This window comes from Kineococcus indalonis, assembly GCF_009906395.1.
In the GTDB taxonomy this organism is placed as follows: domain Bacteria; phylum Actinomycetota; class Actinomycetes; order Actinomycetales; family Kineococcaceae; genus Kineococcus; species Kineococcus indalonis.
Genome location: NZ_JAAALM010000037.1, coordinates 1 through 15,073 on the forward strand (window position 1 = coordinate 1; position 15,073 = coordinate 15,073).

Sequence of the window (15,073 nt, forward strand, 5' to 3'; positions counted from 1 at the left end):
CCGGCTGCACTCTCGGCTGGGCTACCGCCCACCGGCCGAGGCGGAGGCCGCCCACTACGCTGACCTCAACGCCTCCATCCCGGAGTCGTGCCCCACATGAAGACGGCATCAAAGCCGTGACGCTTCATCGTGCCACTCCGGTGGCACGTCCCACCCTCGACAGTGAGCCCTTGTGCTTGACGGACACTGGCCGAATCAAGCGGCCGGTCATCTACGAAGACACGGGCGCGGGCGGGAAGACCTCGGGCGCGCGGACTGGCAGCTCGCACCTGAGGGTGGGTGGGGCGTGACGCTGTCGGCTCTCCACAGCCCAATAGTTTGTATAAGTAGTGGCCGTGGATTTGTGATGCCGAGCGATTGATCGTTACTGTCACGGAGAGGTGGCTGGATCGGCAGCATCCTGGCCGCCTGCCGTCGTGGCCGCCGAGCTAAGGGCGTGCTCCACCGCCGCTACTGCGTCGCCGAGGTCCTCGTGCTCCCAGATGCGCACGACAGCCCACCCCGCGCTCCGCAGAGCGGCGTTAGCCTGGCGGTCTCGCTCGACGTTACGCCGCAGCTTCGGGCTCCAGTACGACTCGTTGACCGTCGGCTCCCTGCCGTGAACTGGGCAGGCATGCCAGAAGCAGCCGTCAACGAAGACTGCAACCTTGCGCCGGGTAAAGACAATGTCAGGCCGTACCCTGCGCAACGGCAAGTCCATACGATGGTCCTTGCGGAAACGCCAGCCGCGCCGGTGCAGTGCGGACCGGAGGGCCGTCTCAGGCTTGGTGCCTGCTCTTTTGATTGCTGCCATGTTCCGCGCCCGTCCTGGCGTTGGAGGGATCAGCTGAGGCACCGGAGCACTCTAGACCTCATGCACCGGAGCACCCTAGACCGGCAGTGATCGTCAATACGACGCGCGGCGTGATGTTCGCCCGCACAAGCGATCCTCGCATAATTGCGATCACAGCAGCACCATTCGCGATACAGATCTGAGCTGGAAGAAGGCCCGCCGGCAGGACGGCCAGCAGCGAATGCCCTGGGATAGCCGTTCATCGCCGACTGTTCCGACGTCGCAAATAACGAGATTTCGAATCCAAGCACAGCCATGGTCGGCGCCCTGGGCTTTGGAAACCCTGGCGCCGCTGATTCCGAGGCATTCGCGATCACAGCATCAGATTTACCCAGCCTCCAACTGGAGAACCAAGTTCGAATCACCTGAAGCAACAGCGGCCCCGCTTCGGCCGGGATCGCCAATGACCTGCCCAGCGCAGGGAAAGACATTTAGGCTTCCCAGTACCAGCAGTCGGCAAACCTGCATAAGGCAATTGAGGAAAGCCCGAATCGTCGGGGCGCCCTGAGCGCAGCTCACCCGATAGATCCCGACGACACCGTTGAAATCCACGCAACGCCCACTTTTACCGATTAACCCTGACTGGACGCCGCCATTGCCTGCAAATGGACGACCTGCTCAAACCGTGCACAGCACTTCCGTCATAAAAATCGCAACATGCCCAACCACCGCCGGGGCAGAATACCGCACTCGGCAGCAGCGACTACCGAGCCGCCGCCTACCTGGCTGGCTTCCATCGCCCGTGGGACCGGGGAGGTGGACGTCACATATCGCATTGGTCTTGATGAGCTACGGACTGCACTCAAAAAAGCAAGAAAGCGAACAAAAGGCACACTTCACTGAAGGCACTCAGCGGGGGCGCTTCAGCGGCTTAGACTTGATCGCCGGGGACCTCGCCACTGCGTGACTGTAGAGCAGCAAAGCCGCTGCGGTGCAGTGTCGACCACCGCACTCCCCTAGGCATGGTGCCGGTGCGCTAAGTTCCAGCAAGGCTGTACAGGCTCCCTACACACTTCGGCGTCAACACCTGCCCTCCGCACCGCCCACAGCACCACGCCAGGCCGCGCCTTCCACAAGCACACCGCCGCATGCGGGAAGATGTCAGGGGTGCCTGCCAGCTTGAGCCGACCGGACCCGAGGCACCGTGGAGGACAGCTGTGAGCCAGTTCAACGTCGTGGAGATCTGCGCAGGAGCGGGCGGCCAGTCGTGGGGCCTGGAACGCGCGGGCTTCAAGCATCTGCGGGCAGTAGAGATCGATGAGAGCGCAGCTAACACGCTGCGTCACAACCTCAGGCAGCGGCGCAAGGAGGGCGACCCACCTATTGAAGAGGTCGTGCGCGTCGGTGATGTCGCTGACCGGTCTGTGTGGGATCCGGCACACTTCGCCGGGACGGTGGACCTTTTCGCGGGTGGGGTGCCCTGCCCGCCGTTCTCCATCGCCGGCAAGCAGCTCGGCGCCAGCGACGAGCGCGACTTGTTCGCGTGGGCCGTCCAGCACGTCCGGGTGATCAAGCCCAAGGCGCTCATGCTTGAGAACGTCCGCGGCTTGTCGATGCCGCGCTTCGCGGCGTACCGGCAGCGGGTCCTGGACGAGCTGGCCGAGCAGGGATATGTGGGCTTCTGGAAGCTCCTGCAGGCCTCTGACTTCGAGGTGCCGCAGTTGCGGCCCCGCTTCGTGCTCGTCGCGCTCCAGAAGGAGTTCGCGCCGTACTTCCGCTGGCCGGACACGTCCGGGAACAAGCGGGTGACCGTGGCTGAGGCGCTGAAGCCCTTCATGACGAAGTGGCCTGAGTACGAAACTTGGGCAAAGCTCGCTAATGACATCGCACCCACCATCGTCGGCGGCAGCAAGAAGCACGGCGGCGCTGATCTGGGCCCGACGCGCGCGAAGCGTGCCTGGGCAGACATGGGCGTGGATGCCATGGGCGTCGCAGATGATGACGCGAAGTTCGACAAAACCACGCCGAAGCTTGCCGAAAAGCTTCCCAAGCTGACGGTGCGGATGGTGGCGCGGATCCAGGGCTGGGACGACTGGGAGGAATGGCCGATCCTCGGCCGCAAAACTTCCGCCTACCGCCAGGTCGGTAACGCCTTCCCGCCGCCCGTCGCAGAAGCCGTGGGCCGGTCAATCGCCGCTGCGCTCAGCAAGGCTGGCGACCCACAGCCCATGCCTGAGCTGGACGAGACTATCGACCACGACCCTGTCTACCGGGTTCTCAAGCAGGCCGGCCAGCCACTGACGGAGGCTGCCATCCTGCGGCTGTTGAAGGAGCCCTACGACGATGGTCAGCTTACGCGGCGTATCGCCTACCTGCAGCGCGACTTTACGATCAATCTCGTCGACACCCCGTCTGGGGTCGCTTACGAGCTTGGAGACTTTAAGGGCTTTATCGGCCAAGAAGACCATGAGCGGCACATCGCCTTCGCTGGGACGGGCCGGTCCAAGATCAGCTAAGTCCAGGTGGCGGCTGTGTCAGGCGTGATCAGCCGCCGCCCCTGGTGGTCTATCTCTGAGGCGCCTGGTGAGGCGGAAGGATGACATACGCTCCTCCATCCTGCCTAAGCCGGACGCGGCCCACGACGGCCTGCCCGCAATCAGGGCAGACGCCGAGCGCGGTACTGCCGTTGGTGTAGGCGGTGGCGTGCAGGAACAGTCCTTCGCCCAGGCAGTCATTCATGCGCTCATACTCTATCCCCTTGTTGCAAGGCTAGACGACCGCACCGACAAGGTGCTCGCCTGGCGGCCAAGCTAGAGAAGGCATACAAAGTGGGTATCAATGCTCAGGTAGCCAGCGTGCCCGCTAGGCAGGAGCCGGGGAGACCTCGAACGAGCCTGCCCGGCTCCCACCCAGGGATAGGTGGCTACCACGGCTGGCCCGCGCCACGGCCCGCTGGCTTCTTCGGGATGACGGGAGCGGCAGCGACCGGGTCGCCCTGCTGCGCCAGGCGCCAGTACCTGCCCTCGATCTCCGCGACCGGCACGCCGTCCCCGGCTTCCGCGGGCACCACCCGGGCGGAGACGAACTCGCCCCGGGCCGGGACCGGAAGGCCCAGGTCCCGCGCGACCTGTGGGTCGTTCTCCACCGCCCCCAACACCAGGATGCCCTCCGGCTGCAGGCGCGTGCGGGCCCCGCCGTTGCCGCGGGCGCGCTTCATGAAGTCGTCCTGCTGGGCTACCGTGGCCAGCTCCGCGCGGCGGATGGTGCGGCGCTGCACCCGCCGGAACAGCTCGCTGACCCGGGCCATCCCGTGCTGGGTGCCGTTCCGGGCACGCGCGGTGAAGATGGCCTGGCGGGTGGCCTCGTCCAGCTGCAGGAAGACGTTGGGCGCTAGCTGCTGCTGCCCGCCCCACAACCAGCGGATCCGCTCGCGCCCTACCGGGGACAGCACCCCCTTGGCGTCGCGGTTGCGCCCGGCGTTCATCAGCTCCTCGTGCACCCGGATCAGCCCGGCGCGCCAGGTGGCCCTGGCGTCGTCGGCGGAGACCAGCAGCGCCAGGTGGCCGATGACCTCCGGCGGCAGGGTCCACCCGCCGGGGCGCATGGAGTACTTGCAGTCGACTTGCACCCCGGTGATGCGGTAGTCGGTGGCGTCGCCGTCGGCGAACTGGAAGCGGCGCTGCAGGTTGATCTCGACCAGGGTGCCCATGTGGGTCTTCTCGGTCTTGTGCAGCTGATCGAAGGACCAGCGCCCGGTGCGCTGGCCGTCGTACAGCTGATCGAGGGTGTCGCGCAGCACCACAGCGAAAGCGGAGCCGTCCGGGTCCAGGCGGTATAGCTCGTCCTCGACAGCGTCCAGCTCGGTGTCCTCGCCCCGCGCGGGAGGGCCCTGCGTCATCTCGCTGATCACCGGCGCACGCTAGCCAGCCGTCCTACTCCTGGCGCACCCGGGCCCCGGCCGTAGAAGCCGGCCTCGGCCCCGGCGCCCGCAGGTGTCCTGCCTGCTCACCGAGATGGGGCAGGGCTGCCCGCCCTTGCCGACCATCCGCGCAGACCAGCGCCCCGGCGGACACACCTACCCCGTGGTGCCAGAGGCTGGCTGCGCGCGGGACCCGGTACCCCCGGCGTTCATCAGCTCCGGTACTGGTGAGCTGGTCACGGGCGCGGGCCGCGCCCCGGGCGGGCCCTGGACCGGCAGGCATCCCCGCTCTGTGCCCGGCGTTTCCAGGGCTGGCAACCGTCACCGGATGCGCGCCTGCCTACTCTTGCCATCGAGCACGCCGTCTAAGCTGTAAGCACAGCAGCTCACGACCTGGCGGGGACGGCAATGGCAAGCGCGTGGATCCTGCAGGCCAACCCAAGCAAATGGGACATCTTCCGCTGGCACGAGGACGGTCCGGACGCGGAGCCGCTGCAGCGCTGGACCGTCGCCGTGCACCTGAAGGACATCGCCGTTGGTGACGACTTCGCCCTGTGGGTCAGCGGCACGGAAGCCGGCGTGTACGCCACCGGCAGGGTCACCGGGCCCGCCACCGGCCCGACGCTGAGCACCAGCAGCTACTGGCTGCAGCCACCCACGGCGCCGGCCCACAGCATCGGCATCGAGGTCACGCACACCTTCTTCGCCGCCCCGCTCTACCGAGCGGTCCTGCAGGCCGATCCCGCCTTCGCCAGCGCGCTGATTCTGCGCATGCCCGGTGCCGCCAACCCACTGCGCCTGAGCGCCAGCCAGTGGGCGGCGCTGCAGGCCCACCTGCCCGCCCCGGACCCCGATCCCACTACGCAGCCCAGCGCACCGGTGCTCACCTCCCGCCTGCTCAGCGCGCCCACCACACCCTCCGAGGTGCTCCTGCCCGGCGGGACGCTGACCAAGACCTACGACGAGCAGCGCCTGCTCTTGGACTACCAGCGCTTCCTCGGCCGTGACCTGGCCGTCATCAGCGCCAAGCTGCCCGACGGCTCGAGGATCGTCTGCGACGCCTACGACCGCGCCACCGCCACCCTCATCGAGGCCAAGGCCTCCAGCAGCCGCAGCGACATTCGCATGGCCATCGGCCAGCTCCTGGACTACCGCCGGCACATCGACCAGCCCGCTCACTGCGCCGTGCTGCTGCCCGCGCGGCCCAGCGACGACCTGCTCGACCTCATCACCACCGTGGGCCTCAGCGTCACCTATCGGCAGGGCATGACTTTTCAGACGCTCAGCTCCGCGACCAGCCTGCATCCCTGACGGTGGCGGTAGCGGCCGGGGTGGCGGCTTCTCAAGCCGCCCGCGGCGCCGTTGGCCGCCCCAGCTGGGCTCAAGGCGGCAGCCACCTGGGGCGCACTGAGGCATTTGGGCCATCCGGACGGAAAGGGAAGACAGCATCGGCACTGTGCCCTACGCTCGAAGCCAACGACGCGGAACCGCGTCACGGTGCGGTCGACCCGGGGCACCGACCCCGGGAAGACCATGAGGTCCGTCAAGCGGCACTGCCGTGGAGACCTAAGCACCGCGACTGACGTTCTGTGCCGCCCGCACGACCCGGGCTGGACCCGGTGGTGGCGGTGCGAGAGCCGGTCGGTGCCCGGCTCCCGCGTGAGGACGCCGCGGGATAGGACCCGCGGCTGCGACCTTTGGGAGCAGCGCATGACCGAGCTCGACAAGACCCCTCTCCCCGCCGTTGAACCCCACCTGGGTGACACGCCCGTCACCACCACGGCCAGGGCGACGGCGCGACGGCTGCAGTACGAGGCGGACCGCTCCGCCCCTTACACCAAGGCCGTCGAGAGCTACCGCAACTTTATTCAGGCGTGCGAGCGCGAGCACGACCGGATGATCACCATCGGGGACCAGCTCCAGGCTGGAGCTGCGCAGATGTGGATCCGGTCGGTCGAGGTGGGCGTGCCGCTTCCCGACGGCACGCACGGCACGCGGATCAAGGTCGTCACCGCTAACACCGCCCCCGCGATGTCCGCGCAGCAGATGCGCGACTACTTCCGCTACATCGGCGAGTCGGGCAACGAGACCTGGTCGACCTCCTCGCGCGACGGCAGCTTCGGGCAGGGGCTGCGGCAGGTAGCCCTGCCGCAGAACCACGCCGGCTTCGTCATCATCGCCGTGGAACCTGGAGATGGTGACCTGCTGCAGCGCAGCCACCTGATGTGGATCCGCTTCGACGAGGCGCAGGAGGCGTACGTCACTCGCCAGCTGCCTGCTGAGCTCGTCGAGGACGACGCGGGCAGCGTGCGCTACGTCTACGACGATGTAGTGCCCTGCTACGAGATTGACGGCATCGACTTTCCGTCCCTGATCCCGCGGGAGGTGCTCAAGTGGGGCGGGATGGTGTTCGCCGAGCTGGGCATGCACTTGGAAGACGACGTGCGCGACTACTTCACCGACGAGACGGCGCAGAACGTCGAGACCGCCATCACCGAGCGCCTGTACGACCCCTCGCGCCTGACGGTCGAGCTGGTGGCCAGCTCCCGGCGCGGGCGCGAGGAGACGCGCAGCCACTCCAGCGCCGGGGGCCGCTTCGTGCGCGCTGCCGACGGCACCGAGTACCGGATCGACTCGCGCCGCCTGCGCAGCCACGATGCCTGGTTCGCCATGGACGGCGTGCAGGAGCAGAGCGTGCAGTTGGCCGACGGGACGACGATCCGCTTCGGACTGGCCCCTAGCAACGGCGGTGACGCCCGGCACATGCCGTTCGGCGGCAAGGGCTTCTCCGAGGTGCGCTACCGGGGCGATGCGCACAAGCTGTGGCACTCGCGCAAGCACGTGGCCACCTGCCGTGAGCTGGGCATCGGGCACGCCGAGGTGGCCAGGCGCGTGGCCGTGGTCATCGAGCCGCCCATCGCCCGCGACGGCAGCGAGCCCTTCGCCGTCGAGCAGGACCGCACCCGCTCGCACCTGATGATTTCGGGCACCTCGCAGTTCCTGGCCGACTCGGGCAAGCCGCGCGAGTGGGCCGACGAGATCGTCGACGGCCACCTGCTGCCGCAGTTCATCCGCGACGAGCTGGCCGCCGCCACCGCCCGCTCGCAGCAGCCGCAAGGCTGGCAGGAGCGCGTCGCCCAGATCTACACCGGGCTGCGCGCGCTGCTGGCCGGCTCGGGCCTGGTGGCCAGGGCGAACGGCACCGAGCCGGGCGTGCCTGCCACGCCCGGCCCCGGCACCACCACCGCCACCCCTGCGGGCCCGGGCGCTGGCCGCGGCACCGGTGGCGGCAGCGGCCCTGGCTCGCCGGGGGATCAGGCAGCGCCCGGCACGCCGCTGACGCCCGATCCTGCCGGCCCGGTCCTGGGCCTGCCGGTGCGCCGCCAGGCGACGCCGCAGGTGGTGTGGCTGTCCCGGGAGGAGTTCACCGGCGAGATCGGTGAGGATGCACGCGGCGGCGAGATCCCGGCGTTCTGGGACAACCAGAACCGCAAACTAGTTTTCAACCGCGAGCACCCCCATTTCGCCAATGAGGTGCGCCACCTCACCGGCACGTGGGCGCGCCAGGACGAGCAGGCCCGCATCCGCGAGCACATCGAGCCGGCGATGATCACCAGCGCCCTCGAGGTCGAGTACACCACGCTCACCCTGGCGGCCATCCTGCAGACCACCAGCCAGGTCCCTACCCGGGCACAGCAGGAGCAGCTGCTGTCCCCGGACACGCTGTGGGTGCTCGTGCGCGGTGGCGTGGCCACCCGGGCCCGGATCCAGGAGGCGATCCGCCAGGACGCCGAGCAGCATCGGCGCGGGCGCTGGGCGGCCGCCAGCGACAGGGAGGCCCTGCCGGCCTGACCCGGCGCGGCAGCCCTGCACTCTCGACATGCGGTGAGGGCCGTATCTGCGCGCGCGGCCCTCACCGCTTCCAGCGGCATACCGACGGAGATCCCCATGACGACGATCAGCACCGCCACCAGTAGCTCGGTGCACGCCCCCCGCCCGGTGCGTGAGCTGCCACCGCTACCCAGCGCCTCCGCCCAGCGGGAGCTGGCCACCCGGGCGCGCAAGACGCTGGGCATGGACGAGCGGTGCTCGCGCTCGTTCGCCTACCTGTGGGCCGATCCCGCCGACATCTCTGCGCAGGTGAGCCGACCGCGCCGCATGCGCATCCCCGGAGCCACCCTGCTCTTTGTCGAGGGCGAGGCCTGGGCCACCAGCGTGATCGCAGACGTGGACAACCCCCGCATCGGCTCCGTGGTTGAGTACCCCCTGGCCGCGGAAGCGGCCGGGAGGGTTTCGCTGTACCAGCGCGCCACCAGCCCCGTCACCAGCGGGCCAGCCGAGCTGCGCATCAGCGCTGCGTCGCGGCAGGACCTGGTAGCGCAGCTCGAGACGGCCATGAACCTCACCCGCGCGAATAACGACCTCAACCCGCCTGTCTCCCAGCAGGGGATCATGGATGCGCCGATCGCGGTGATGACCCGCATCACCTTCCAGGACGGGGCCTCAGAGATCGTCCTCCCCGTGGTGCGTGAAGGCACCAGCCGCACCAGCCACGCCCAGCGCCAGCTGGGACTGAGCGCGCAGGAGCTGCTGTTCACCTACCCGGCCTCCTCCACCCCCCTCAAGCGCAAGCTGGACGAGCTCAGCGAGCTCGTCAGCATGCCCGACTCCGCGCTGAGCGACGAGCAGCGGGCCCAGGCCCGCTGCATGGTCATCCCCCTGATCGTCATCGTCGGCGCGGTCGCCGACAGCACCGCCTCAGGCCTCGACCTGGCCGGTGCCGTCGAGATCAAGATCGGTCAGGAGCACATCAACACGAAGCGTCCCTGGGACGACGCAGCCCGCTCCGGCAAGCTCGCCACCTCCTGCATCGCCGCCGCTGCCCGCCACGGCATCAGCCAGGTCGACACGGACGCGAAGCGCGCCTGGCTGTGCGGGGAGATCACCAGCAGCGAGGCCCAACGCCTGGGGGTGAGCCGGCTGCAGCCCGATGACCGCTTCGCGGACCTGGTGTTCCTCTTCACCACCGCCCAGGACAGGGTCCGCAAGGCCATCCGCGAGCCGATCTTCCTGGATCTGGAGAAGCCGGAACGCCGTGGCGCCCGCATCAGGCGGAGCACGAAGGTCCCACTCGCCGTGGAGCTCATGGTGCGGGGCTTGCGCGGTGGGGTCATGACGGCCGAGGCTGCTGACCGGATGGCCAGCGTGCTCACCGCTGGCGCCGACACGAGCATCGGCTCCTGGGTTCCCAGCTCCAAGCCGGTGAGCGAGCTCCTGCGTGAGGCGCTGGCGGAGCGGGCCGCCGACGCACCAGAGCGGCCCGCCACCACCGAGCTGCGCGTTCGGAGCCTGTACTACCTGGCCCGCTACGACGCGATCCGCGGTCCCCGCAACGACGTCGGCCCTGGCGGTGACCGCCGCTCCGTCGCGGCCTTGCTCGACGATGTGGCTGCGACCGAGCGCGGCCTGCAGCTCCTCGCCCGGGCCATCGAGGACGGACGCAGGAACACCTCCCCCACCATCGTCGACGAGACCGGCCAGGCCCTGCCCGCTGGGCACGGTGGCGATGCCACCGTCACGCACCGCTGGCTGCGCGAGAGCGGCTTCCCCCGTGGCGTCGGCACGCCGACTGCGGACCCCCTTGAGGGTCGGCTGGGCACGGTGAACACTGCCGTGCTGGCGCTCGACGCCGCCATCGCGGACCTCAGCACGCTCAGCCTCGACGACGGCACACCCGTGGTTGAGCAGGACGGTGTGGAAAACTTGCGGGCCAAAGCATGGATGGACAAGCTGGACGACATCCGCCAGCAAGTTGGCCAGTGGCGTGATCGCTACATCGAGCGCCGCCTCATGAGCACTCCTGACGTCACCAATGAGGCCGAGCTAGTACCGCCTGTGGGGGCATGAATGCCTAAAGCGAGTATCAGCCAGCAGGTAGGTCCAGGCCTGGCGCTGTATCAGCGATACTCAGCGCCGAGCCAATAGCTGCACTGACGTGCCTATACTGCTTATGGCACCTACCAACTCCGCGCTGGCGATGCCGACCCTGTGCGGAGCCTTCAACGTCGTGGGGCTCGCGTCTCACCTTGAACATTTCGATCCATTGCGCGGTGAAGCAGTGCTGACTCGTTACGTTGAGCAGCGCTGAGCGGGTGCCCCGTTGTCACTCGCGGAAGGTGGGCATTACCGCGGCCGAGTGCTCGGTGAGCAGCGTCCAATACGACGAGCACCTCGTGGACCAGAGCCGTCAGACCCGTGGCCGCGACCGGAGGGCTTGAATTCTGCCGCGCAAGCGCGCGAGCGGCGCACAGCAGAGGCACGGCCACCTCCGCAGCCGCGGCGGGGCGGTGCCGCCCGCGGCCGAGGACCAGGCCGTGGGCGTCAGCGGCCGCCGTCAGCGCACCACCCCGAGAACCCTCGACGGTGCGCGCCACGGTGAGCAACAGCTGCCCGGCGGCCCACGCCAACGCATCCAGCTCCCCCGCCGGCAGCCGCCCGGTCTCAACCAGCCTTGCCGCCCGGCGGGCGGCGCGCACGGCGCCCTGCCACGGTGCCGAGGTGAGCGCGGGGCTCGAGGTGCTCCCGGATCGCAGCTGTACGCGCCGCTCCGACGCGTCGGCGTCCTCACCGATGCAGCGCCACAGCGCCTGCAGGCGCGGCAGGCTCAGCTCATCCGACAGTCGGCTACCGCTGAACCACACCGGCTGCCCCTCGCGGTTGCGATCGCCGGGCCAGGCCACCGCGTAGCCGGTCACCTCACCGGCGTCCCGGGTGCTGTGGCGCACCTTGACCAGTAGGCCACGAGCGCGCAGGTCCGCGAGGAAGGATTCGGGTGAGGAGGTGGCGGCCGCGGCCAGGCGCACCTCCCGGCGCAGCGTGTCGCGGCTAGCCTCCCTGCGGCCGTGGTGGGCGGCCTTCTCGCTCTCGGCGCGGGTGGGCCGGCGGGTCGCAGTGCCCTCACGCGGTGGGGTGCGCCGCAAGTCGTGCCGGACCTCCAGGTCGCGGCAGGCCTCGCCGACGCGGCGGTAGTCGTGCGAGGTACGAGCACTCGCGCCGTCCTGGCGGGCCAGGGTGAGGAGCAGGTGCACGTGGTCCTCAGCGTGGCGCACCGCCACCCACCGGCACGCGTCGACGTCACCGGCCGGGACCAGGCCGACGCGGTCCAGCACGGTGCGGGCCGCCTCGGCCCACTGCCCGTCGCTCAAGCGCACATCGCCGGGAGCGGTGCGCAGCGAGCAGTGCCACACCGTGCTGCTCGGCCGGCGCGGCAGCGCGGCCAGCGGCTGGTCCAGCAGGCCGGCCAGTGCCCGCACGTCGTGGCGCCGGCCGTCGTACACCGGCGCCAGCGCGGCGAGGGCTTGCGGGTCGTCGGCGTCCCAGGCGGCGACCAGGTGCGGGTTCGTGTGCTCGTTGGCGCGGCCGGGACCGAAGAGGTAGCGCAGCAGGCCCGCGGTGTCGCTGCCGCGGCTGACCTTGCCGATCACGACAGCTCCCCGGTGCCGCCGGCGGCGGTGAGGTGGCGGCCAGCGTCGGCGCGCACCCGCTGGGCGGTGCGCATCGAGACCCCGTGCCCGGCCGCGCGCAGCACCTCGGCCAGCGCGACGGCGGTGATGCCCGGCTCGCGGCTCACCGCCTCCACAGCGACCTCGAAGCGGGTCGGTGACGAGCCCGCCGCCGGGGTCGGCGCTGCGGTCGACGCGCTCAGCGGTCCCGGCGCGGGCTCGCAGAGCTCACCGCCCGGCGGCCCGGTCCCAGCCTCCGGCTCCCCGAGCTGCACGGGTAGAGCCGTCTTCGCCGCGGGGAGCACCGGAACACCACGGGAACCCAGGACCTCCTCCGACTGGTCGGCCGGCACCCGGTCTCCGGACACCACCAGCTCAGACGACTGCGCAAGAGGCGATGAGATCGTCAGCACGTGCTCGCGCCACAGCCGCCAGGTCTGGCGCGGCGCCAGCAACCACCGCGCCGCCGGCAACGAGGGCCGCTGCTCCTGCTGCTCGCTCCCCCGGGCGTGCAGAGCGGCGTGGCGGGCGCCGGCGGCCAGCGTCTCGAAGCAGACGACGAACATCGCCGGCGGCACCGCGTGCAGCAGCCACCCGGTCAGGCCCTGCGCGGCCGCGCCGTTGACCAGCACCGTCGCCACCGACAAGGCGACGACCAGGGCGCGCAGCAGCCGGGCGCTGCGCCCGGCGCGGGCCGCCAGGACCACCTTCAGGCTGAGCACGACGATCCCGACGTCGAAGGACAGCGGCACCACCGGCGCCAGCCAGGGCGGGAAGCCGCCGACCCCGGCGGCCAGGTCGCGCAGCGTGGTGTAGCTGGCGGCGAAACCGGTGACGATCAGGACACCGACGCCGATCGCGGCGGCCCGCTCGGCCAGCACGTCGAAGCGGCCGGCCCCCTCTTCCGCGCTGCGCTCGGCCAGCCAGCGGTCGGACACCGCGGCGTCGGACACCGCGCTCACGACCGCTCCTCCCCCGTCTCATGTTCCTGGTCGAGCCCCCGGGGCACCGGTCGCCCGCTGCGCGCCGGGCGGCGGGTGGCCGCGGCCAACTGTCCGGCCACCTCGTCCAGCCGCGCCACCGCCCGGGCCGTGACGAGCACCGCGCCGGCCAGCCACTCCGGTGCCTGACCGGTGGCGTGCAGGGCCGCTACGGCCTGGTTGACGTTGACCGCGAACCGGCGCACTTGGCTGCGGGCGGCCATCACCTCCACCAGCGCCGCGCGCAGCGGCGCCGTCGAAGGTGCCTCAGCACCACGAGCCGCGGCCAGCGCCGCCTCGGCCGCGTAGCCGCTGACCGTCAACCCCGCCAGGCGCGCCGCCGCGGCGAGAGCGGTGAACTCCTCCTCGCTGCACCGCAGCTTGACCTGCCGGTTCCGCCCGGGCGCCAGGTGCACCCGGTCCCGCCCCGGCGTGCGCCGACGCGACCCGCTCACCACGCACCCCTGGCGCCGGTGCCGTGAGTGCTGTTCCGGATTCGACCGCGCCCGGTCGCCGCCCTCTCGCGCCCGAGGACACCACCCGCCGCGCCGGCCGCTACGGCGGTGGGGCGCGGCAGCGGCCGCATCTGGGGACCAGATGCATATCTTGCTCCCGCCGTTCCAGCAGTCTCCTTCCCCGCGGTGGTGCACGGGCGCGTGGTAGCGAGCGATGCTGCCGCAGCGCGTCTGCGGTGCTTCAGAGCCGGGGTGGTGTGGCGGCTCATCCGGCGGCCCGCCGGTCCAGCAGTTCGCAGGCGCGGCGCAGCACGGTGCTGCGGGTGACCGGTATCCCCTCAGCTGCCAGCTGGGTGCGGGCCTTCGCCTGCAGGCCGACGCGCTGGCCGCCGAGCTCGGCCAGGCGCTGCTCGAGGTCGGCCAGCTCCTCGGCGCTCCCCCACCCGCCGGCCTGTCCGTCGCCGCCGTGGCTGTCCGGGTGGCTGTCCGCGGCGGTCACCTGGTCCCACCACGGGCCGGCCTCGGCCAGCCGCATCGGCGACTGGCTGACCGGGTCGGCGGCCACGGCCAGCAGCGCGGGCACGGCCAGCTCGCCCGGCCAGCCACGGCCGCGCACCGCCAGGTGCAGCGCGGCGGCCAGGCAGCGCGCCGCCCACCGGGTGGTCGACAGCCCCAGCGCCCGCCGCGCGGCTGTGCAGCGGCCGGCCAGCTCGGCAAGGTCGGCCACGCCGACCTCGGCCATCAGCTGGGCATCGACCTCCTCCACCCGCCGCGCCCGCAGCGCACGAGCTGGTGGGGAGCCGGGAGGAGGAGGTGTGCTCTGGGTAGGAACCTCTGGGTCGTGCCGCACTTCTGCGGCCACCGTGCCCGCACCCGTGCGGCCAGGGGCCGCCGCAGATCCGCGGCCAGGGGTAGCCGCACTCCCGCGGCGAGGGGTGGCCGCGCTGGTGCGGCTACCGGTGGCCGCACCAGCGCGGCCACCCCCTCCAGCGGTCGGCGCCAGTGTCGGGGTGGCCGCAGATGTGCGGCTACCCGAGGACGCCGGCTGTCCGGTGTCGGGGAAGGGCGCGGAGGTGCGCACGTGGTAGCGGTTGGACAGGTACTGCTGGCCGCTGCGGCGGTGCTCCACCCGCACGACGCCGGCGCTCACCAGCTCGCGCATGGCCCGGTCCACGGCGTCGACGGAGCGGTGCAGGCGCCGGGCCAGCGTGGTGCGAGACGGCATGCGCTGTCCGGAGGTGCCGCCGTAGCGCAGCAACAGCGAGTACAGCCGGAAGGAGGAGTCCGGGATGGCGGCGTCGATGACCCACTCCGGCACCAGGGCGAAGCGGGGCTCTTCGACGATCAGCGAGGCGTCGTCGGCCGGGCCGGACGGGTCGCCGGTCTGGACGTCGGCCGGGACGCCGGTGATGGGGGTGTCGGTGGAGCGGGGCTCGGTCGGGGTG

The 15,073-nt window shown here is 70.6% G+C and carries 10 protein-coding genes and 1 pseudogene; 5 read left to right on the top strand and 6 right to left on the bottom strand.

The window, feature by feature from the left end; genetic code table 11:
• Nucleotides 1-370: 370 nt before the first annotated feature.
• Complete coding sequence (locus GTR00_RS26230; RefSeq protein WP_205704984.1) at nt 371-835, bottom strand: very short patch repair endonuclease; 465 nt, start codon at nt 833-835, stop codon at nt 371-373.
• A 591-nt stretch (nt 836-1,426) separates the two neighbouring features.
• Between GTR00_RS26230 and GTR00_RS26235 the strand changes: the two genes are divergently transcribed.
• Both GTR00_RS26235 and GTR00_RS03750 read left to right on the top strand, forming a co-directional pair.
• Entirely contained in the window at nt 1,427-1,675 is a 249-nt protein-coding gene (locus GTR00_RS26235; protein WP_407659595.1) for an NgoMIV family type II restriction endonuclease, read from the top strand.
• A 314-nt stretch (nt 1,676-1,989) separates the two neighbouring features.
• Nucleotides 1,990-3,288, top strand: a complete 1,299-nt coding sequence (locus tag GTR00_RS03750) for a DNA cytosine methyltransferase (RefSeq protein ID WP_166610303.1) — start codon at nt 1,990-1,992, stop codon at nt 3,286-3,288.
• Between the two features lie 407 nt (nt 3,289-3,695).
• Here the strand turns inward: GTR00_RS03750 and GTR00_RS03755 are convergent, their stop codons facing one another.
• Nucleotides 3,696-4,670 carry a NaeI family type II restriction endonuclease gene (locus GTR00_RS03755; protein ID WP_166610313.1) on the bottom strand — a complete coding sequence of 325 codons (975 nt, stop codon included), beginning with the start codon at nt 4,668-4,670 and terminating at the stop codon, nt 3,696-3,698.
• Between the two features lie 429 nt (nt 4,671-5,099).
• Here GTR00_RS03755 and GTR00_RS03760 point away from each other — a divergent pair, with 429 nt between their 5' ends.
• From GTR00_RS03760 to GTR00_RS03770, 3 genes are all read left to right on the top strand, one after another.
• Nucleotides 5,100-6,002 (top strand): hypothetical protein, encoded by a 903-nt coding sequence (locus GTR00_RS03760; RefSeq protein WP_166610304.1) that lies wholly within the window; start codon nt 5,100-5,102, stop codon nt 6,000-6,002.
• A 399-nt stretch (nt 6,003-6,401) separates the two neighbouring features.
• Nucleotides 6,402-8,543 (top strand): hypothetical protein, encoded by a 2,142-nt coding sequence (locus GTR00_RS03765; protein ID WP_166610305.1) that lies wholly within the window; start codon nt 6,402-6,404, stop codon nt 8,541-8,543.
• 96 nt (nt 8,544-8,639) lie between these two features.
• Nucleotides 8,640-10,598 (top strand): hypothetical protein, encoded by a 1,959-nt coding sequence (locus GTR00_RS03770; protein WP_166610306.1) that lies wholly within the window; start codon nt 8,640-8,642, stop codon nt 10,596-10,598.
• 152 nt (nt 10,599-10,750) lie between these two features.
• Here the strand turns inward: GTR00_RS03770 and GTR00_RS03775 are convergent, their stop codons facing one another.
• From GTR00_RS03775 to GTR00_RS03790, 4 genes and pseudogenes are all read right to left on the bottom strand, one after another.
• On the bottom strand, nt 10,751-12,175 hold the full coding sequence (locus GTR00_RS03775; protein WP_166610307.1) for a relaxase/mobilization nuclease domain-containing protein: 1,425 nt from the start codon (nt 12,173-12,175) through the stop codon (nt 10,751-10,753).
• Entirely contained in the window at nt 12,172-13,155 is a 984-nt protein-coding gene (locus GTR00_RS03780) for a DUF2637 domain-containing protein (RefSeq protein WP_166610308.1), read from the bottom strand. The genes GTR00_RS03775 and GTR00_RS03780 overlap by 4 nt, the downstream gene beginning before the upstream one ends.
• The gene (locus tag GTR00_RS03785; protein WP_166610309.1) at nt 13,152-13,628 is read right to left on the bottom strand and encodes a plasmid mobilization protein; all 477 of its coding nucleotides are present in this window, start codon (nt 13,626-13,628) and stop codon (nt 13,152-13,154) included. Before GTR00_RS03785 ends, GTR00_RS03780 begins: the two co-directional genes overlap by 4 nt.
• A 265-nt stretch (nt 13,629-13,893) precedes the next feature.
• Nucleotides 13,894-15,073: pseudogene (locus GTR00_RS03790) on the bottom strand (hypothetical protein); the annotation flags it as partial.